This window comes from Prosthecobacter sp., assembly GCF_046154365.1.
In the GTDB taxonomy this organism is placed as follows: domain Bacteria; phylum Verrucomicrobiota; class Verrucomicrobiia; order Verrucomicrobiales; family Verrucomicrobiaceae; genus Prosthecobacter.
In genome coordinates this window covers 17,316-36,281 of record NZ_JBJXFV010000008.1, presented here as the reverse complement: position 1 = coordinate 36,281, position 18,966 = coordinate 17,316, and the positions used below count along the sequence as shown (strand labels likewise).

15 protein-coding genes are annotated in these 18,966 nt (G+C 61.1%); 8 read left to right on the top strand and 7 right to left on the bottom strand.

Annotated elements, in window-relative coordinates:
- Positions 1 to 54 precede the first annotated feature (54 nt).
- From ACKVY0_RS01065 to ACKVY0_RS01035, 7 genes are all read left to right on the top strand, one after another.
- Positions 55 to 333: a type II toxin-antitoxin system HicB family antitoxin gene (locus tag ACKVY0_RS01065; RefSeq protein ID WP_409212925.1), complete on the top strand. Its 279-nt coding sequence runs from the start codon at positions 55 to 57 to the stop codon at positions 331 to 333.
- A gap of 93 nt (positions 334 to 426) precedes the next feature.
- Positions 427 to 2,160 carry an L-arabinonate dehydratase gene (gene araD, locus ACKVY0_RS01060; protein WP_409212924.1) on the top strand — a complete coding sequence of 578 codons (1,734 nt, stop codon included), beginning with the start codon at positions 427 to 429 and terminating at the stop codon, positions 2,158 to 2,160.
- A 28-nt stretch (positions 2,161 to 2,188) separates the two neighbouring features.
- A complete protein-coding gene (locus ACKVY0_RS01055; protein WP_409212923.1) occupies positions 2,189 to 5,353 on the top strand; it encodes a UvrD-helicase domain-containing protein in 3,165 nt (1,054 codons plus the stop codon).
- Positions 5,354 to 5,467: 114 nt separating this feature from the next.
- Positions 5,468 to 6,034, top strand: a complete 567-nt coding sequence (locus tag ACKVY0_RS01050) for an RNA polymerase sigma factor (protein ID WP_409212922.1) — start codon at positions 5,468 to 5,470, stop codon at positions 6,032 to 6,034.
- A complete protein-coding gene (locus ACKVY0_RS01045) occupies positions 6,034 to 6,951 on the top strand; it encodes an anti-sigma factor domain-containing protein (protein ID WP_409212921.1) in 918 nt (305 codons plus the stop codon). The genes ACKVY0_RS01050 and ACKVY0_RS01045 overlap by 1 nt, the downstream gene beginning before the upstream one ends.
- Positions 6,952 to 7,060: 109 nt before the next feature.
- A complete protein-coding gene (locus tag ACKVY0_RS01040; RefSeq protein ID WP_409212920.1) occupies positions 7,061 to 7,309 on the top strand; it encodes a hypothetical protein in 249 nt (82 codons plus the stop codon).
- 1 nt (position 7,310) lies between these two features.
- Positions 7,311 to 7,721, top strand: coding sequence for a type II toxin-antitoxin system VapC family toxin (locus ACKVY0_RS01035; protein ID WP_409212919.1), 411 nt, complete (start codon positions 7,311 to 7,313; stop codon positions 7,719 to 7,721).
- Positions 7,722 to 7,780: 59 nt separating this feature from the next.
- Here the strand turns inward: ACKVY0_RS01035 and ACKVY0_RS01030 are convergent, their stop codons facing one another.
- From ACKVY0_RS01030 to ACKVY0_RS01015, 4 genes are all read right to left on the bottom strand, one after another.
- Positions 7,781 to 9,388: a right-handed parallel beta-helix repeat-containing protein gene (locus tag ACKVY0_RS01030; protein WP_409212918.1), complete on the bottom strand. Its 1,608-nt coding sequence runs from the start codon at positions 9,386 to 9,388 to the stop codon at positions 7,781 to 7,783.
- 73 nt (positions 9,389 to 9,461) lie between these two features.
- The gene (locus ACKVY0_RS01025; protein ID WP_409212917.1) at positions 9,462 to 10,790 is read right to left on the bottom strand and encodes a DUF1501 domain-containing protein; all 1,329 of its coding nucleotides are present in this window, start codon (positions 10,788 to 10,790) and stop codon (positions 9,462 to 9,464) included.
- Positions 10,791 to 10,798: 8 nt separating this feature from the next.
- Positions 10,799 to 11,953, bottom strand: a complete 1,155-nt coding sequence (locus ACKVY0_RS01020; protein ID WP_409212916.1) for a YhcG family protein — start codon at positions 11,951 to 11,953, stop codon at positions 10,799 to 10,801.
- 91 nt (positions 11,954 to 12,044) lie between these two features.
- Positions 12,045 to 14,135: a DUF1549 and DUF1553 domain-containing protein gene (locus tag ACKVY0_RS01015; RefSeq protein ID WP_409212915.1), complete on the bottom strand. Its 2,091-nt coding sequence runs from the start codon at positions 14,133 to 14,135 to the stop codon at positions 12,045 to 12,047.
- Between the two features lie 123 nt (positions 14,136 to 14,258).
- Between ACKVY0_RS01015 and ACKVY0_RS01010 the strand changes: the two genes are divergently transcribed.
- The gene (locus ACKVY0_RS01010; protein ID WP_409212914.1) at positions 14,259 to 14,807 is read left to right on the top strand and encodes a D-lyxose/D-mannose family sugar isomerase; all 549 of its coding nucleotides are present in this window, start codon (positions 14,259 to 14,261) and stop codon (positions 14,805 to 14,807) included.
- A 37-nt stretch (positions 14,808 to 14,844) separates the two neighbouring features.
- Here ACKVY0_RS01010 and ACKVY0_RS01005 read toward each other — a convergent pair whose 3' ends face one another.
- Genes ACKVY0_RS01005 through ACKVY0_RS00995 form a run of 3 tightly spaced genes read right to left on the bottom strand, consistent with a single transcriptional unit; the run spans position 14,845 to position 18,939 of the window.
- Positions 14,845 to 16,833, bottom strand: a complete 1,989-nt coding sequence (locus tag ACKVY0_RS01005) for a hypothetical protein (RefSeq protein ID WP_409212913.1) — start codon at positions 16,831 to 16,833, stop codon at positions 14,845 to 14,847.
- Positions 16,834 to 16,876: 43 nt separating this feature from the next.
- Positions 16,877 to 17,794 (bottom strand): dihydrodipicolinate synthase family protein, encoded by a 918-nt coding sequence (locus ACKVY0_RS01000; RefSeq protein ID WP_409212912.1) that lies wholly within the window; start codon positions 17,792 to 17,794, stop codon positions 16,877 to 16,879.
- A gap of 47 nt (positions 17,795 to 17,841) precedes the next feature.
- On the bottom strand, positions 17,842 to 18,939 hold the full coding sequence (locus tag ACKVY0_RS00995; protein WP_409212911.1) for a substrate-binding domain-containing protein: 1,098 nt from the start codon (positions 18,937 to 18,939) through the stop codon (positions 17,842 to 17,844).
- Between the last annotated feature and the right edge of the window lie 27 nt (positions 18,940 to 18,966).

Below are 18,966 nucleotides of genomic sequence, written 5' to 3'. Positions count from 1 at the left end.
GGCCAGCCTCAGCGCGGGACTTGCGAGATGATGGCCGCGCCCTAGACTGTCCACATGAAAAAGAAGCCCCGCGATTTCCATGTGGTCATCGAACGTGACGAAGACGGTTGGCTGGTCGCCAGCGTGCCGCAGCTTCCTGGCTGCCACACGCAGGCCAAGACTTACGACACGCTCATGAAGCGTGTGCGAGAAGCGATTGAGGCGTGTTTGGGGGGTGCCGGTGCATGCTGGGGAAACGATCTGCCCAGGGTTGCTTCGGAAAATCTTGAATCAGACAGAGCTGGAGCCGGAAGATTTGGTGTGGGCCGGTTTGCGAGCTGCGGAGCGATTTGACCGAGGACGAGTTCGAGTAGGAGGACGAGGACGAAGTTTTTCCTGCACAGGGAATGATTTGGTTCATGGTGGCGGCTCACTCCGACCTTACTGATGAGCACCCCGACCCCCAAAACTCCCGAACAACTCCGATCCTGGCGCTGGTATGGCCGTGATGAACTGCGCTCGTTTGGCCATCGCTCTCGTGCCAAACAGAACGGCTGGGGCGCGGAGGACATCGTGGGCAAGCCGGTGATCGGCATCCTGAACACCTGGAGCGATCTGAACTCCTGCCACATGCATCTGCGCCTCACGGCGGATGCGGTGAAGCGCGGCATTTTACAAGCGGGCGGGCATCCGATGGAGATCCCGGTCATGTCGGCGGGCGAAATGCTGACGAAACCGACGGCGATGTTTCATCGCAATTTCCTCGCGATGGAGACCGAGGAAATGCTGCGCGCGAATCCCATCGACGGCGCGGTGTTGCTCGGTGGCTGCGACAAATCCACGCCGGGACTGCTCATGGGGGCCTTCAGCATGGACATCCCGGTCATCTACATGCCCTGCGGCCCGATGATGAAGGGCAACTGGCGCGGCGAGACACTCGGCAGCGGCAGCGATGTGTGGAAATACTGGGACGAAAAACGTGCGGGCAATCTGAGCTGGGAGCAATGGTGCGAGATCGAGGACGGCATCGCCCGCAGCCCCGGTCATTGCATGACGATGGGCACCGCGAGCACGCTCACCGCGCTGGCAGAGACGCTCGGCCTCTGCATGCCGGGAGCGTCGTCGATTCCGGCCGTGGACAGTGCGCACACACGCATCGCCGCCGCCGCTGGCCGTCAGATCATCGAGAACGTGTGGCTGGACCGCAAACCGTCCGGCATCGTCAGTGAGCGCTCATTTGAAAACGCCATCGCGGTCGATATGGCGCTCGGCGGCAGCACGAATGCCATCGTGCATCTCGTCGCCATGGCTGGCAGGCTCGGCATCAAGCTCCCGCTGGAAAAATTCGACGAGATCAGCCGCAAAGTGCCGCTGCTGGCGAACATGCGGCCTGCGGGCAAATATTTGATGGAGGAGTTTTATCTCGCTGGCGGCCTGCAAGCACTGCTGAACGGCATGCGTGAGCTGTTGCACACCGACGTGCCCACGATCACCGGAAAGACGCTCGGCGAAGACATCGCCGAAGCGATCATCCACAACGACGACGTCATCCGCACACCGGAAAACCCGCTCCAGCCCGACGGCGGCACCGCCATCCTGCGCGGCAACCTTTGCCCGAATGGTGCCGTCATCAAACACGCCGCCGCGACGAAGGAACTCTGCACGCACACCGGCCCCGCGCTCGTCTTTGACAGCTACGCCGAACTCAAAGCCAATATCGATCGCGATGACCTCGATGTGACGAAGGACAGCGTGCTCATCCTGCGCGGAGCGGGGCCTGTGGGTGCTCCAGGCATGCCAGAGTGGGGCCAATTGCCAATCCCGAAGAAACTCATCATGCAAGGCATCCGCGACATGGTGCGCCTGACCGACTGCCGCATGAGCGGCACCAGCTACGGTGCCTGCGTGCTGCACATCGCCCCCGAAAGCGCCGTCGGCGGCCCGCTGGCCCTCGTGAAAACCGGTGATCTCATCGAACTCGATGTGCCAAACCGCAAACTGCATCTGCATGTCAGCGATGAGGAACTGGCGAAGCGCCGTGCGGCCTGGAAGCCAGCGCCACCGCGCTACCACCGCGGCTACGCGAAGCTGTTCGTCGAACACGTCACGCAGGCCGATCAAGGAGCTGACTTCGACTTCCTCCAGCATGGCCCGGCGGTGCCGGAGCCGGACATCTTTTGAGCGGTTGAGTTTTTGCATCGCATCACGCGTGAACCGTCTCCGCCACATCCTCGTCTCCGCTTCTGCCGGTTCTGGCAAGACCTACCAGCTCGTGCGGCGGCATCTACATCTGCTCGCGCTCGGGCAGCCGCCGGAGGGCATTGCGGCGATGACCTTCACGCGCAAGGCCGCGGGGGAGTTCTTCCAGCGCATCCTGCAACGCCTCTCCGCACTTTCACAGCACGACGAGCAGCCGGAAAAGTACTTTGCGGACATGACCCCGCTGCCGGCGGCGTGGCCGGAGTTCGCCACGCTGCTGCGGCAGGTCACGCGGCGGCTGCACCGGCTGCGGCTGGGCACGATGGACAGCTTCTTTGCCAACATCGCCGCCTGCTTCCCGCTCGAACTCGGTCTGCCGCTCGGAGCGAAGGTCATGGCCGAGGACGAGGCCGCGCAGGCACGCAACGAGGCGCTCGATGCACTGCTGGAACGCATTCATTCGTCACGCGATGACAAGGCGGCCCGGGCGCTGCTTGAAGGCTTCAAGCAGGCGACTTTTGGCGTCGAAGAACGCAGCGCGGTGCAAAGCCTCGAAGGCTGGATCAAAGAACATCACACCACCTGGCTCGACAGCGGCGGTGTTTCGCGCTGGGGCAGCCTGCCGGGGCTGGATTTGGATGGCGATGACGATCTTGCCGTCGCGCTTGATGATTGGAACAACTATTTCGTTCCCGCCAATGACAAAGGCACGGAGTTCAGGGATCAATTGCTCGATCAAGCCGCTAAGCTGGAGCCTGGAACCACACCAAAGGATCGCATCAAGGATTTCCTGGAGAAGTCCGCCGCATCATGGAGCGATCTGCTTGCTGGCAACGCCAGCATCACCTGGGGCGGCAAAAAAACTCCCGTTTCAAGCAACGCCGCCCGTGCCTGGGTCCGCGTCGTCGAAACAATCCTGCGCCGCGAATTGAAATGCCGCGCGCAGCGCACGCGCGGCATGGCGGCGCTCATGGAGTTGTATGAAACCGAGTATGCGCGTCGCGTACGCTCGCGGGGCCGACTCTCCTTTGCCGATGTGCAGCGATTGTTGGCTGAAGCGACGACGGGCGGTGCGGAATGGATGGACCATGAACGCGGTGATCTGTGGTTCCGACTCGATGGGCGCTACGATCACTGGCTGTTCGACGAATTTCAGGACACCAGCCGCGTGCAGTGGAACGTGGTGCGTGGTCTGGTCGATGAAGTGATGCAGGATGACTCTGGCAGGCGCAGCTTCTTTGCCGTCGGCGATCCCAAGCAGTCGATTTATCTCTGGCGGCAGGCGGAGCCGGGTTTGTTCGACGACGTGCTGCACGAATGGCCGCATCATGGTGAAGACGGCTTGGAGCCGCAGACCTTGAGCCAGTCGTTCCGCAGCGCTCCGGCGGTGTTGGATGCAATCAATGCCGTGTTTGCAAATCACGACGGCATTGAAGCGCTGCTCACAGGCTGCACGCAAGGCTTCGAGTTCCAGCCGCACGCTGCGGCAGAAAAAAATCAACGCCTCGCCGGTTACGCGGCGCTACTCGGTGTGAAGCCCGACAGCGAGGAAAAATCGACCACGCCAGTCGTGGCGGCGCTGCTGAACGAAATTCGACCGCTGGAGCGCGGTTTGTCCTGCGCGGTGCTGGTGCGGGGTAACAAGGATGCGATTGAGATCACCGAGGAACTGCGTGCGGCCACGGGCATGGAAATCGTGTGCGAATCCCAGCAGCATCCGGCCACGGACAATGCGATGACACTGGCGCTGCTGGCGCTGCTGCAGCTCGCCGCCCATCCCGGCGACACGCTGGCGCTGGAACATCTGAAAATGACGCCGCTGTGGCCGCAGATTGAGTGCGGCGAACAAAAATGGCCGCTGACGTGCCATCAGGTGCGCAATGAGGTGTTTGAACGCGGCTTCATCGGCTTCACCGAGGTGTGGACGCGGCAGTTGCGCACGCTGCTGCCGGAGCTGGACGCGTTTCATGAGCTGCGGCTGCGCCAATTCGGTGAAATCGCCGCCGAGTTCGATACGCGTGGCTCACGCGACATCGACGCCTTCCTCCAACATGCACGCGACATGCCGATGAAGGTGCGTGGCGCTGCGAATGCAGTGCAGGTGATGACCGTTCACAAGGCGAAGGGCCTGGAGTTCGATGTCGTCATCCTGCCCGGCCTCAACGGTGATGCGATGGACAAGGTGCGTCCGCGCTCGCTGATCGTGAATCGTGATGACCAGGGCATCTCCTGGGTCTTGCAGGAGCCGCCACGCGTGTTTGCGCCGTTGCACGACGGTTTGAACCAGGAAATGGCAACGGCGAAGCAGCGGGCCGGATTTGAGTCGCTGTGCCGGCTGTATGTGGCGATGACGCGGGCGAAACGTGGGCTGTATCTGATCACAGAACGACCACCGAAGACGAAAGACGGGGCGATGACCGAAGCGCAGTTTTTGCGGCGAATGCTGGGTGTTGCGGACGACGGACAGGAGTGCCCGTCTTACTTAACGGAGTGGCAAACGGGCGCTGCGGCGTGGTTTGCGAGTTCAAATCGCGTAGAACCTAAGCAGCCGGGTATCGCAGTTGCGCCGCCGCCGCTGGGTGAACTGCTGCGCGAATTCCAACCGCTGGCGAAGCGGGTGACGCCTTCGGGCGAGGAGGATTTTCAGGTGAAGGGCAGCGTGCTGTTCAGCGAGGGCCGTGAGCCTGGCCGCAGGCTGGGCAGCCTCGTGCATGAGCTGCTGGCACTGGTGGAGTGGTGGGATGCGAAATCGAGCATGGCCGAACTCGAAGCGCGCTGGCAGACGGCAGGCCTGCTGCGTGGCGAAGCGATTGAAGCGACCGCCCTGTCGATGGTGCGGGGCGTTTTGACCTCGGCAGCCGCAGCGTATGCCTTTGCGAAGCCTGCGGCGGACGCCGAGGCGTGGCGGGAGCGGCCGTTCGACTTGATTCACGAAGGGAGCTGGATCAGCGGCATTTTTGACCGTGTGATAGTGCGGCGGGAGTCGGTGCGCCTGATTGATTTCAAGACGGACGACGTGGCGGATGAAGCGGCCCTGCAGGAGAAGGTGGCGGGTTATCGACCGCAGATCGTGCTCTATCGTCAGGCGCTGGCACGGCTGACCGGCCTGAAACCGGAGCAGATCGAGTGCGCGCTGCTGTTCACCCGGAGTGGCCGGGTGGAGCCGGTTTTGTAAAATTTTTGAATCCAGACGGCCTGCGGCAACGCAAAAACTTGTGTCACCGCAGAAGCTCTGGCATGGAATCCGTACCGCCCCGCCCGTATGGTGCGCTGCGCGCCGAAATACGTCATGCCCCAGCCCGAACTCAGCGATGAAGACCTGCTCCAGCGTACTGGACGCGGGGATGCGCGTGCGTTTGAGCAGCTCTATGACCGCATGGCTCCGCGCCTCTTTGGTCTGCTGCGGCAGATGCTGGCGGACGAACGCGAGGCGGAGGACATGCTGCAGGACGGTTTTGTGCAGCTTTGGTCTCGTGCGTCGGACTTTGATCCGGCGCGCAGCAAGGCCTTCACCTGGGCGGTGATGATTTTCCGGCACAAGGCCATCGACCGCATGCGCGCGCTGGGCCGCCGCAATCGCCTGGTGGAAAGTGCGGCGCTGGAGCAGGTGACGCTGGCCGCACACACGCCGGTGGGCGCGGATGACGAGGTTGGGGCGGGCGAGCGCGGCACGGTGGTGCGCGATGCGCTGAACGACCTGCCCAAGGAGCAGCGGCAGTTGATTGAGTATGCCTTTTTAAAAGGCCTCACGCATCACGTGCTCGCCGATTCACTGGGCATTCCGCTTGGCACGGTGAAGACGAACATCCACCGCGGACTGCTGCGCCTGCGCGATCTGCTGAAAGGAGGCATCTAATGGACGAGCGACACGAAGAACTGGCCGCCCTGAATGCCTTCGGCATGCTGGAGAGCGATGAGAAGCGCGTGCTGAACGGTGCTGGCGTCGCTGACAAGGAGCTGCGTGATTTTAGCGTGGAACTGGAGCAGACTGCGGCGGAGCTGGCACGCCTCATCACGCCGGTGGAGCCACCGGCGGACATGAAACGGCGCATTCGTGCGAAGCTGCGCTCCAGCGGAGCGAAAGGGGCCGGTTTCTCACGCGGCGTCGTGCTGGGCGGCACCGGCTGGGCTTTGGCGGCAGCGCTGGCCGTGGCCGCGGTGTGGCTGTGGCAGGATCGTGAGAAACTGGTGCAGCAGGTCGCCGCAGTGAGCCGGGCCATGGCACCTGCGGCTCCGTCAGTTCCTGTCGCTGAGACGGCGAAGAAAGAGACCCGCAACATTGAAGATGAGCTGAAGAGTCTGCGGAGTGATTTTGAAGCGAAGAAGGCAGCGTTGAGCACGGAGATCGCAGAGATCAGCAAGCGCGAGACCGAGGCCAATGCGCATATCGCAAAGCTCGTCGCCGACGCCGAGGCGCAGAAGCAGCAGGCAGCGCAGTCACAATTGCAGATCGCCACGCTGCAAAGCAAAATTTGGGAGTACCGCAACTGCAAGATGGTCGTCGTCTGGGACGGCGGCAAGCGCCAGGGCGTGCTGCTGCTCGACAAAATGCCGCGCGTGGAGTCTGGCCAGGATTACCAGCTCTGGGTCGTCGATCCAAACCAGCCCGACCTGGTGAGCGCCGGCGTGGTGACGGTGGATGCCAAAGGCGCGGCAAAGACCGCCTTCAAACCCGTCGCTGCCGTGGGCGAGACCGTGACGTTTGCCCTTAGCGTGGAGAAAACAGGCGGCGTGCCGAAGAACGAAGGCCCGATCGTGCTGACGGGGCCGTGACGTAAAACGAGTTTTCCAACTCGTTTGCCGAACGAGCTGATAACGCCAGACAATTCACTCCGTGATCGCCGTGGTTGACACGCCTTCTGTGGCTGAGGATAATGACCCCATGAGCACCCTCACGGCTACCATCGACATTCGAGATGACGCCCCCAGCGTGATCGCCGCCTTGCTCCGCCAGTTCCCCAAAGGTAGCCGGGTGAAGCTGGCGATGTCTCAGGATGATAGCGCCGCGCCTTTGCACGGGCTGGATGAGTATCGACTCAAGGTGCAAACCGCCCGCCAAGCTGCCCCCGCGTGCTCGTGGAAAACGACCGATGCGGCGATGAAGGCTCTGCGGGAGGGTGAAGAAGACTGAGATGGCCTGGGTCGTCGATACCTGCGTCGTGCTGGACCTTGTGACGGGCGATCCACAGTTCGAGGCTGCATCGACGAGTTGCCTCCATGCCCACCTGCCTGATGGCTTGGTTGTCAGTCCAGTGACGTTTATCGAGATCGGTCCCGCCTTCGAAGGGGATGCGACTGCCGCCGAGAGCTTCCTCAAACAGATCCATCTCAGCTCGACGGAATTTTGGTCGTCAGAAGACACCAAGCTAGCTCACCGCTACTGGCATGAGCATCAGCTCCGCCGCCGCCAGTCGAGTGTCGCCAAGCGTCCCGTGGCAGACGTGATGATCGCGGCTTTTGCAGATCGCTTTCAGGGCATCATCACCCGCAATGCGTCCGATTTTCGGAACATCGCGCCGTCGATAGTCGTGATTGTGCCGTGAGTGGCGAAGCAAAGCAGCCATCTCCGCTCCGCGAGATGATACTTTGCTGGCGCGACTGCTCAGCGTCGCCCGTGATTGAAATCGACCGGCTTTGAAATCGTGGTCGCACCTTGGTTGTCCTTGATCAGCGCATCCGTGCAACTTGGATCGACGACGATGATTGCGGGTTTGGTTGGGAAGGTGTTGCCGGTGAATTGCAGATCGTGGCCGTTCGGGGCGAAGGTCACGGCTTCATTCGGTGCGGCGTCGCCTAGGATGAAAATGTTGTCGCGGACAATGACGGGGCCGTAGGTAGCGCCGGGCTCGTAAATGGTGAAGTAGAGTTCGGGGAAGGTGCCGGACTTCGCGGTCTGGAAGGCGATGCGACCACGGCGCATGTCCGGCTCGTTTTTCGTGGTGTTGTTGACGAAAACGTTGCCGGTCATGATGAAATTGACCGGCTGGTTGATCCACGCACCGCGTCCGCCGTTGCGGAAGGTGTTGCCGGTCATGGTCACATCCGTGCAGCTCTTCTCCACGCTGATGACGCGGCTGCCATTCGTGCCATCAACGAGATTGCCGGTGATGGTGGCGTTTTGGCAGAACTCGGCCAAAAAGAACGCGCCCATGCGGCTGCCGAGGATGTGGTTGTTCGCGAAGACGATGTTCCGGCACTTCTGGATGTGCATCGTGTCGCCGATGGCGCTGAGCTGGCAGCCGGTGACGCGCACATCGCGTGCGCCGGTGATGTCGAAGGCTCCTTTGCCCGGTCCGCTGCCGGTGGGGGCATAGGCGGCGAGGTAGTTGTCTTGAATGTTGAAGGCTAAAAAGCCGCTGCCGTCGTTCTCGAAGCCAATCGGCGCTCCGCCGGACTTTTTGGCGAGTTTGATGAACTCGGGCGTGGACTCGACGACGAAGTATTGCAGGCCGCGTGTGATATTTTTCGGCAAAGCCGTGCCCATGAAGGTGAGAGCCTCTTTTGGCTCGTCGGTGAGGCTGACGGCGATGGGTTTGACCTTGTTGTCGAACTTCACGAGTTCGCCGCTGAACATCACCTCGCGCATCAGATCGGTGCGGAAGTATTTCTTTGCCCGCTCGACCACCCACGGCTCATACGCCTCCGGGAAAGTCATGATCTGCCACAGGTAGCCATAGTCCCACATGAACTTCCCGCTGCGCAGCAGCGTGCAGCTTTCCACTGCCACACGCTCGGCGTACGCGATGACTTCGCTCTCGCCTTTGGACAAACCATGCACGCCGATCACCGCTGCGGCCATGCCGTTGGACTTCACGTCGCGAAAAAGCAGGTCGTGAGTGCCTCCCGCCTTCGTCGTCGTGATCTCGATGCCTTTGGTGTTCGCGTTCGGCTCCCAGGTGTTTTCCTGCTGCGCAGGGTCAAAGACGTGGCCGATAAACTCCCCGCCATGCCAGGCGAATTGCGTGATGTTTTCACCGGCAAAAAGCACCACACGAGCCTGATCCGGCAGCATCTCCGGCAGGATGAAGCGCGCACCGTGGGCCATGACGGTCGTGTTGGAGACCAGCGGGATCGGCTTCGTGCCATCGAGGTGGTAATCTCCGGCTGGAATCGTCACGACGCCGCTTTTCGCGAGCAGGGCGGCGAGTTTGGCTGAGTCATCGGCTAAAGTGGCGGTGGCGAGAAGAAGGAGAACGAGCAGAGGCTTCATGCGAAGATCATAACGGCCCCCACCAGCCAAACTCCACGACAAAGAGTGTGAGGAATGCGTCAGGCGCGATTCGTCACGCGAGAATCTCCTTCACCACTTTCCCATGCACATCCGTGAGCCGGTAGTCGCGACCGCCATAGCGGAAGGTGAGTTGTTCGTGGTCGAGGCCGAGGAGGTGGAGCATGGTGGCGTGGAGGTCGTGGATGTGGACTTTGCCATCGACGGCGGCGACTCCGAGATCGTCCGTTGCGCCGTGGATGTGGCCGGGTTTCACGCCGCCACCGGCCATCCACATGCTGTAGCCTTTGTTGTTGTGCCCGCGGCCGTCCTGCGTGGGATCATCAGGCGTGCGGCCAAACTCGCCACCCCAGAGGACGAGCGTGTCTTCGAGCAGGCCGCGCTGATCGAGATCGTGGAGCAGGCCGGCGATGGGTTTGTCGATCTGGCCACAGTTGCGCGTCATGCCCCCTTGCAAGCCGCCGTGCAGATCCCACTCTTGATGGCTGATCTCGATGAAGCGCACGCCTGCTTCGGCGAAGCGCCGCGCCAGCAGGCACTGGCGGCCAAAGGTCTCCGTAGGGGCTTTGTCCGCGCCGTAGAGTTGAAGTGTTTCTTTGCTCTCGCCGCTGAGGTCCATCACGCGTGGCAGCTCGCCCTGCATGCGGAAGGCCAGCTCGTAGGATGAGATGATGCCTTCCACACGCGGATCACCGGTTTGGGCCAGCAGATCGCGATTCATCGCCTGCAAAAGATCGAGCTGCGCACGTTGCGCGGCATTGTCGAGACGTGGATTGGCGATGTTGCCGAGCTGGAGCTTGGCGCTGGGCTGGTTGGCGTTGCCGAGCAAGGTGGCGGAGTTTGATGCAGGCAAAAACGCGCTGGAGTAGTAGCGCAGGCCACCGAGCGCGGTGAGCGGATTGATGCTGATGAAGCCCGGTAAGTTCTCGTTTTCCGAGCCGAGGCCATACACGGTCCACGCACCCATGGAGGGCCGCACAAACTGAAAACTGCCCGTGTGCAGCTGCTCCAGCGCCTGCGGATGGTTTTCGTTGTCCGTGTGCATGCCACGCAGCACGCAGAGCTTGTCCGCATGCTTCGCCAGCTCGGGAAACAGCTCTACCATGTCGATGCCGCTCTGTCCGTGCTTCGCAAACTTCCACCGCGAGCCGAGCAGCTTTGTTCCCTTGTTGCGCCCCGCTTCGCCATGCCTGCGTGTCAGTTCCGGCTTCGGATCAAAGGTCTCCATGTGCGACGGACCACCGCGCATGCAGAGAAAAATGACGCGCTTGGCCTTGGCGGGGAAATGTGATGCGAGCTTGCTCTCAGCCGATGCCATGTCGGCAAAGGCGAGGTAACCAAAGCCTGCGGAGGCTTGCTGGAGGAGTTGGCGGCGGGTGGTCATGGGTGAGTTCATTTCTTGGAACGGGTCTTGGCAGTCGATTTGACGTGGCTGGCGAGTTCGGCTTCGATCTGCGCCACGGTGGGGAGGCTGGACTCAAACTCAGCGGGAAGGTTCTCGACGAGCTGTGTGGCCCATTGTGCCACGCCGATGGGCTTTTCGATGCCACGCAGCGCATACTCGACGACGAGCTTGTTACGGCCTTTGCACAATAGCAGGCCGATGGTGGGCTGGTCATCGGCATGACGGAGCAAGTCGTCCGCTGCGGAGAGGTAAAGATTCATCTGCCCGGCGTCGCCTGGCTGAAACTCGCGGTTCTTTAGCTCGACGACGACATAGCGCCTGAGCCGCAGATGATAGAACAACAGGTCGAGATAAAAATCCTGGCCGCCAACCTCCAAATGCACCTGCTTGCCAACGAAAGCGAACCCAGCACCGAGTTCGAGCAGGAAGCGCTGGATGTGATCGACGAGCGCCTGCTCGACCTCGCGCTCCCTTCGTGGATCACCCGTGCCGATGAAGTCGAAGAGATACGGGTCTTTGAAAATCTGCGCGGCGAGATCAGAGTCCGCAGGTGGCAGGGTGAGCGAAAAATTGTTCTGCGCCTTTCCGCTGCGTTGGTGCGCTTGGGACTCGATTTGCAGCGTCAGGATGGCGTGCGACCAGCCGTGTTGCGCTGCATTTTGCGCATACCAAAGCCGCTCCTGGGGCGTTTTGAGCTTGTCCAGCAGAGCGATGTTTTGATACCAGCCAATTTGTGCAAGGGCCTCTTGCACAATTGCTCCATCCGGCCACGCGGCGGCAAAGGCACGCATGTATTTGAGGTTACGCGGTGAGAGTCCGCTCATGTCAGGAAAGGCGCGGCGCAGGTCGGCGGACAAGCGGTCGATGACCTTTGCGCCCCAGCCCTCGGCCTGCTGGCGGGCCAGGATTGAACAGCCCACATCCCAATAGGCCACCACCATCGCTGCATTGGCCGCCAGCACGGTGCGCAGGCGTGCCTGGGTGAGGCGGCTCTTGATCTCGCTGAGAAGACTGCCGTAACCCTCCGGCATGTCACCCGCAGGAGCCACGGCAGTGAACTGCGCATCCTCGCGGGCACGACCACGAGTGAGACGCGCAGGAGGCGCGGTAATGGCTCGTGATTTGGGTTTGCGGGTGGGCATGGGGTGGAAATGAAGAGGCTTTGGCGGCAAAAAGATGGGCGGTAAAAGATGAAGAAGAGCCATTTTTTTACCGCACATCTTTTTGCCGGAATCATCTGACAACGCGGAACTCCGCGCTGGCGATCACGGTTTGGCAAAGGCTGGTCCATGCGGTCTCAGGGCCGCTCGTTTTCAGGTAGGCGAGAGCGCGGCTTTGCTCCGCAGGTGTCGGAGCGCGGAAGAAGGCGCGTTCGTAAAGGCGGTCGAGGCGCTTCGAGTCATCAGCGATTGTGGTGTCGCTGAGTAGTCGCGTGGCGGTGTGGCGGGCTTGTTCGAGCACCCAGGCATTGTTCATCAAAAAGAGCGATTGCGCGGGCACGATGCTCTCCTCACGCTGCGCCATGGGCCGCTCGGGCGGGGCAAAATTGAAGAGAGGGAACATCTCCGGCAGCGTGCCGCGCACGATGGGCAGATACACACTGCGGTGATGATCCACAATGGCATCGGCGGTGAGGAAGGGCGTGAAGGTGAAAAGCTCCGCATCCTTCTGCGGATGAAAGCGCTCCAGGAACTGCTTCTGCGGCGGATACGGATCAAGCTGGCCGCTGAGCGCGAGGATGGAGTCGCGCAGGACCTCGACCTCCACGGGTCGTGGCGACATGCGCCAGAGCCAGATGTTGTCAGGATCACTCTGCGTTGCCTTCACGGACTGATCCGTGCTGCGCTGATACGCCTTCGACAGCACGATCTCGCGGATGAGTTTCTTCACGCTCCAGCCCTGCTCCATGAAACGCACCGCGAGGTAATCGAGCAGCTCAGGATGGCTCGGCTTCGCACTATTCACACCGAAGTCATCCGGCGTGGTCACCAAAGCCCGACCAAAGAGCTTCTGCCACACGCGGTTCACCATCACACGAGCGGTAAGCGGGTTGCCACGATGCGTGAGCCACTGCGCCAGCTCCAGACGACCGCTTTGCGTTTTCGCGGGCGGCTTGACTCCAGGCAGAGAGATGACTTGTAAAAATCCACGCGGCACCGTGTCGCCGAGAGTCGTCGTCTCGCCACGAATGTGGATGCGGCAGTCCATGATCTCGCTGCGATCCCGCGCACCCATCGTCCAGGCTGGTTGCGGCGGTGGGGTGATCTTGAGCGCTTCGACATCGGCCTCGAGCTTTTTGATTTTCACGTCCCAATCCGCGATTTGAGCCTCGATCGCTTTCAAATCAGCCTCGGCCTTTGTCTTGGCCTCACCGCTGGAGCTTTCCACGAGGCGCTTCGCGTCATTCACTCGCCTCCAAACGCCATAGCGCGAGCTGCGGGCCGTTTGCATCGTGAGAATGTCGGCATCCAGCTTGGTGAAGTAAGCGAGAGCCGCAGGCGCGAGTTTTTGCGCCCCTTCATCGCCGAGCGGATGAAAGTCCGTGTGATGAAACATCGTCGCCTTGATGCCCCGCGGCCCATGTCCATAAAGTGGCTGCGTGCTGCGCAAAATGCCCGCGATGGCGTAGTAGTCCGCCGTCGGGATCGGATCAAACTTGTGGTCGTGACACCGCGCACAAGCCACCGAAAGTCCCAGCACGCCGCGCCCGATCATCTCGATCTGTTCATCCACCACATCCATGTGAAACAGATCCTGCTTGGATTCCTCAAAGGCCTTGGCCCCGAGCGCCAGGAACGCCGTGGCCGTCAGCCGCTCGTTCCGCTGCAATGTGTCCTGCGTCGGCATCAAATCTCCCGCGATCTGCTCCTGGATGAACACATCGTATGGCTTGTCCGCATTCAACGACGCGATCACATAGTCGCGATAGCGCCACGCATGATAGTTCATGACATTGCGGTCGCGCCCGTTGCTGTCCGCGTAACGCGCGATGTCCAGCCAGTGCCGCCCCCAGCGCTCGCCGAAGTGCGGACTCTTCAAAAGAGCATCCACCACATCAGCCAAGTCGGACTTATCGGCCATGTCCGTCGGCGGCAACCCCGTGAGATCCAGATACAGCCTCCGCACCAGCGCCGACCGGCTCGCCGCCGCATTCGGCACGAGCTTCTTCTCCGCAAGCTGCTTGTCGATCAAGCCGTCGATGCTCGCGCCAGGAACGATCTGCGGCGGGATCATCGCCCAAAGCTTCCTGCCCTCATCAAGGCTCAATCCTGCTCCAAAAACGGAGCTGCTCGCGAGAAGAAATAGTGTTAACCGGTGAAACATGAGTGGGAGATTACGCTCGGGGAACAAGCTGGCTTTCGACAAGGGTGAAGTGATGCGGACAATACAATGAAGCCGATTCCAGAGGCGAAAGGGTCTGGTGCCAGCCATCGTTTCGCATCAACCATGATCACCCGCACCGAACTCCGCCAGGCTCAGGCACGCTCTGCTGCAATGCTCGCCACGGCGGGCATTGTCATCACTCCGCAGGAACGCGAGAATATCGAGATAGCGGAAGTGGGGCTGGGGGAACTGGAGCGCACCGGCTTGCAACTCGTGGTGTATGAGAACAACCCGAGCTACTGCGCCAAGGAGCTGATTCTTTTCCCCCGGCAGTCCTTCCCTGAGCATCTGCATCCGCCGGTGGGTGACGAAGCGGGGAAGATGGAAACGTTCCGCTGCCGCTGGGGCAAGGTCTATCTCTATGTGGAAGGGCCGCCCACGCCGCAGCCACACTGCCAGCCACCTCCCGGCAGCGAGGCATTCTATCATGTGCGGCATGAGATCGAGCTTACTCCCGGCGAGCAACACACCATCCCGCCCAACACCTGGCATTGGTTCCAAGCAGGCGATGAAGGCTGTATCGTCTCCGAGTTCAGCAGCACCAGTCGCGATGAGTTGGATGTCTTCACCGATCCTCGAGTGAAGCGCCTGACCGAGGTCGTGGAGGATTGAGCGCAGCGATGGATGCAGCAGCAACGGACCCGTAGCTTCACTCATTCGAGCCCGTGACGGTGATTTCATCCAGATCAAAGCTCTCCTGAGCACCGCCTGCGGTGGCTATGACGAACTTGCCGACATTCTTCATCGTGTCTGACCACGAAAAGGCATGGCTGGGGCGCTTCCACCCGGCGGCTTTGGCTTCCTCATCACTCCAGTCGTAGCGCAGCGTGGCGAGGGCCTGCGTCCAGTTGTTGGTGAAGGGGGCTTTGGTCTCGATCGACCATTGCGCGATGTCCCGGGCAAAGATCTCGATCACGACACGCCCAGCCGCTCTGGCGGAACGCACCTGGCAGGTGATCTTCGCGCCTTTTCCACCCACGAGCGTCGTCCAATCGCCAGCGAGGGGAGACTCCTTTGCCGTGGCAGGTGAAAAGGCAAATGGCAGCGCCCCACCGCTGCGGGAGACGCGCACGAAACCACCCTTGGCTCCACCATCGCGATGATGCTCGATCTTATCCACGCCCTTCCATCCCTGCACGTCCTCATTGAATGAAAGGCTCTTGGTCTGGATCGGGTGCGGCGTGCGGCCCGGTGCATCCGATGACTTGGACGGCTTCTTCATCTCCGCATGGACTAACTCGACGCCACTGATCGCATAGAGCCGCGCATGATTGAGCCGCACTTCAAAGCGCACCGGCTTGCCCGCCACCGCGCCGCGCTTCCAGCGGAGTGGGGCATCCATCACCTCCGTGGTGATCGGTTCCGCTTCGTCCACGAGAGTATTTTGATCATCCAGAGCTTTGATGTGAATGCTGCCACCGGCCGATACATCGGCGCTGACACAAACTTTTTCGGCACGCAAAGAACTCGTGATCACCGTGGCTGTTTTGCCCGCATCCATCGCCTCGTAGCCCGCAAAGCCATCCACCCGCAGTGTGGCCAGGCACGGCAGGCAATGGCGCTTCCAGCCAGTGTGCGGAAAGTCATCGCCACCGTAGAAAATCATGAGCTTGTTGTCTCTGATGATCGGCTCTCCGGCCATGGCATAGATGCATTCGCTGTCATAGCTGCCCTTAGCGCCGCGTGGGATGAAGGGCGTGCCTGGGGCCACCCGCTGCCATTGCAGGCCATCATGGCTCCAACTCAACTCACAATCGACGCTGCGACCGCGCCCCACGTTATACATCATCACATAGCCCAGATAGATGCTGCCGTAGCGGAAGACCGGCATGCAGTAAGTCTGGCTGTCGCGGCCTTCCTCAATGTTGGAGCGCAACACGAGTCCGTTGTTCTTCCAGGACATGAAGTCATCACTCTCAAAGCGCGCCACCAGCCGCTCGCCGAGGTAGAGCTTGGTGAACCAGAGATACTTGCCGCTGTGCTCATCCCAAAAGGCGTTGTTGTGCGTATCGCCGTTCTGCGCGCTGAAGCCCTTCACATCCATCGCATCGCCCCAGTGAATGCCATCAGCCGAGAAACGCACCTGCGGCTTCCCGAGGCCCACATCGCTCACCATTTTGTAGCGGCGACTCGCATCCGCATCATGCAGGTCTTTGAAAACGCCCACGTTCGGGCAATCACGCGCCACGATGTTGTTCGCCGCACTGCCGGCGAACTTGTGAAGCCCAAGCTCGGGCTTGCTCCAGCGAATGCCATCCTTTGACGTGGCATAGAGCAGATACCAACCCACGTCATGCACTGTGCTGGGCCGATCCATCTGCGCGATCACTTCCTTGTCAGCCAACACGCACTTATACCAAAGCTTGAATATCTTCTCCTGTGCATCCCAGATCACATTGGGATAGAGATTGTTCATCGAGTTCTCCCAAGGCTTGTCAGCTTGGATCACAGGATTGCCCTCATGCTTCACCGGCGCGCCGAGCACGAGCTTCGCATTCTCCACCCGCTCAACAACGCGCGAGTCGAGCATCAGATACTTCTGCGGCTGTGCCTGGAGAGTCGAAACCAGAGCAAGCCCTGCGATCGCTTGGATGAGGACTATGAGCCGTGTTGAGCAAGGTGTAGGATGGGATTTCATAACGTGGAGAGATGTTGGGAGCGAGGCAGGATGATGTTAGAGGCTAGAGTTTGATCCATTCGAAGAAGCCCATTTGATCCAGCTCTGCCTGCAACGTCTTGGATTGTTCGGCATCAAGACTTCCACAAGGCAGACGCGCAGGGCCGACATCCACGCCGAGCATCTTCATCACCGCTTTTGCCGCGCCCATGTAACCTCGGGCGACGAGCTTTTGGATGGTGCGGACGGAGCGCATCTGCTCCTCGCGTGCAGCGATGAGGTCGCCGCGTTGGAAGGCGGCGATGAGGCGATTGTAGATCGGCGCGGCGAAGTTGAATGAGCTGCCAACTGCACCCGTGGCTCCGAGAGCTAGAGCCCCGAGCATCATTTCATCAAATCCAAACGGGATGTCGAAGGCTCCATCGTGCGAGGCGCGGCAGAGCTGATACTCCATGAGATTGCTGCTGGTGAACTTGATGCCGGCGAGATTCGGAATGCGATCCGCCGCTTGGCCAAGAAACTCGGATGGCGACAGCGTCAGGCCCGTCATCGTCGGAATCTCATAGTAATAGAACGGCAACTCCGGCGCGGCGGAAGCGATCTGCGCCATGCTATCGACCAGCGTGGCGACATTACCCGGCTTGAAATACGAAGGCGCCAGCGCACTCACCGCCACGGCACCGAGTTCCTGCGCCTGCGCAGCTAGGACGCGCGCATCAGCCAGGCAGTTCGATCCCACATGCACGATGACCGTCAGCGCCGAGCCGCGTGTGACTTCAAACCAGCGCACGGCCAATGCGCGACGCTCTTCCAGCGTCAGCGAGCTGCTCTCACCCGTGGTGCCACCGATGAAAGCGTGGCTCACACCGGTGGCTTGCAAATGCGCCGCCTGCTTTTCGACGACGGCGAGATTCAGTGATCCGTCTGCGTGAAACGGCGTGTGGGTGGCGGCGACGAGGCCGGTGATGCGTTGTGTGGTCATGCGGTGCACGACATTAACGCCGAACCTGACCAAACCATGCCAACGAACTACCTGTTCTTTGTGGGAACAGGTGCCCCTCCCAGCGTCTCGCCCCTCACAAAAGTCGGCATCAGCAAATGTTGCGCTTTCTTTGGCGGCACACCATCGCCAAGCGCGGTGACGAGATGCGCCAGCTTCTTGGCGAAGACTTCCGGTTGGCGCTCGTAGCGGGCGGGTTCGGGAACGAGGTGCGCGAGGAACGGCTCGTGGTCACGCGATAGCAGCGACATCTGCGCAGGCACCGACACGCCTTGCTGCGAGAGATACGTCAGCGCGGTGGCCGCATGAGCACCTTGGAAGGCAAAGATCGCCGTGGGGCTCTGGGCATCGGTCAGAATGACTCGCAGCGCCTTGATCACACTTGCCTTTGAATCATTGCACTGATGAACCTGCACGAAGGCATCACCCGCTCCTTCTCGAAAACCGGCGAGACTTTCGTCATCGCCCGCGAATGAAACTGCCGGAGCTAAAACGGCCAAGCGGCGATGACCCAGCCCTGCGAGCCGAGCAGCTGCATGACGTGAGGTCGCACGGAAATCCATGTCCACCTGGGGCAGACTCACCCCAGGGTGACACGAGCCCGCTACCACCGTGCAGACCTGCCGTTTTTCGAACCAATGCTGCATCGCTGCCGTCGAGCGAAACAAAATCCACACCGCCGATGGATGCCGCGACACCAGCGACTCCAGCGTTGCCGCCGGAGCCCGACGAAACGCTGCCGCATCGACCACCAACTGCAACTGCCAGCCAGCGCCCTGCAAACGCGCCCGCAGCGCATCCATCCAAAGCAGCGTGGACGGTGCCAGCGTGTGCCAGGGCACCGGCAGTAGCATCACCGCCACCTTCTCCATCGACCGCCGCAGTTTCTTCACCTTCCCCACCACCTCGCGCCGCTTGCCTGAGGCCGTGCGGATCAGCCCGTCCTTCTCCAACACCGCCAGTGCCGCGCGAATCGTATTCCGCCCGACCTGAAGTTCCCGGGCAAGCTCAGTCTCCCCCGGCAAGACCCGCGCCCAATCCCCACGCAACAAACGCTCCCGCAAAAACGCCGCCACATCGAGCGGCAATGATGCCCGGCGTGGAAGCTGGGGTTTGGGTGGGAACATGAGTGCGTCAGGATTTCCAGTTCGCTC

Bases quoted from the DNA above. Each gene is read 5' to 3' on its own strand.
- ACKVY0_RS01065 (WP_409212925.1), top strand. From the start codon at position 55: ATGAAAAAGAAGCCCCGCGATTTCCATGTGGTCATCGAACGTGACGAA.
- ACKVY0_RS01045 (WP_409212921.1), top strand. From the start codon at position 6,034: ATGGACGAGCGACACGAAGAACTGGCCGCCCTGAATGCCTTCGGCATG.
- ACKVY0_RS01005 (WP_409212913.1), bottom strand. From the start codon at position 16,833: ATGAAATCCCATCCTACACCTTGCTCAACACGGCTCATAGTCCTCATC.
- ACKVY0_RS01015 (WP_409212915.1), bottom strand. From the start codon at position 14,135: ATGTTTCACCGGTTAACACTATTTCTTCTCGCGAGCAGCTCCGTTTTT.
- ACKVY0_RS01030 (WP_409212918.1), bottom strand. From the start codon at position 9,388: ATGAAGCCTCTGCTCGTTCTCCTTCTTCTCGCCACCGCCACTTTAGCC.
- ACKVY0_RS00995 (WP_409212911.1), bottom strand. From the start codon at position 18,939: ATGTTCCCACCCAAACCCCAGCTTCCACGCCGGGCATCATTGCCGCTC.
- ACKVY0_RS01020 (WP_409212916.1), bottom strand. From the start codon at position 11,953: ATGCCCACCCGCAAACCCAAATCACGAGCCATTACCGCGCCTCCTGCG.
- ACKVY0_RS01035 (WP_409212919.1), top strand. From the start codon at position 7,311: ATGGCCTGGGTCGTCGATACCTGCGTCGTGCTGGACCTTGTGACGGGC.
- ACKVY0_RS01025 (WP_409212917.1), bottom strand. From the start codon at position 10,790: ATGACCACCCGCCGCCAACTCCTCCAGCAAGCCTCCGCAGGCTTTGGT.
- ACKVY0_RS01050 (WP_409212922.1), top strand. From the start codon at position 5,468: ATGCCCCAGCCCGAACTCAGCGATGAAGACCTGCTCCAGCGTACTGGA.
- araD (WP_409212924.1), top strand. From the start codon at position 427: ATGAGCACCCCGACCCCCAAAACTCCCGAACAACTCCGATCCTGGCGC.
- ACKVY0_RS01040 (WP_409212920.1), top strand. From the start codon at position 7,061: ATGAGCACCCTCACGGCTACCATCGACATTCGAGATGACGCCCCCAGC.
- ACKVY0_RS01010 (WP_409212914.1), top strand. From the start codon at position 14,259: ATGATCACCCGCACCGAACTCCGCCAGGCTCAGGCACGCTCTGCTGCA.
- ACKVY0_RS01000 (WP_409212912.1), bottom strand. From the start codon at position 17,794: ATGACCACACAACGCATCACCGGCCTCGTCGCCGCCACCCACACGCCG.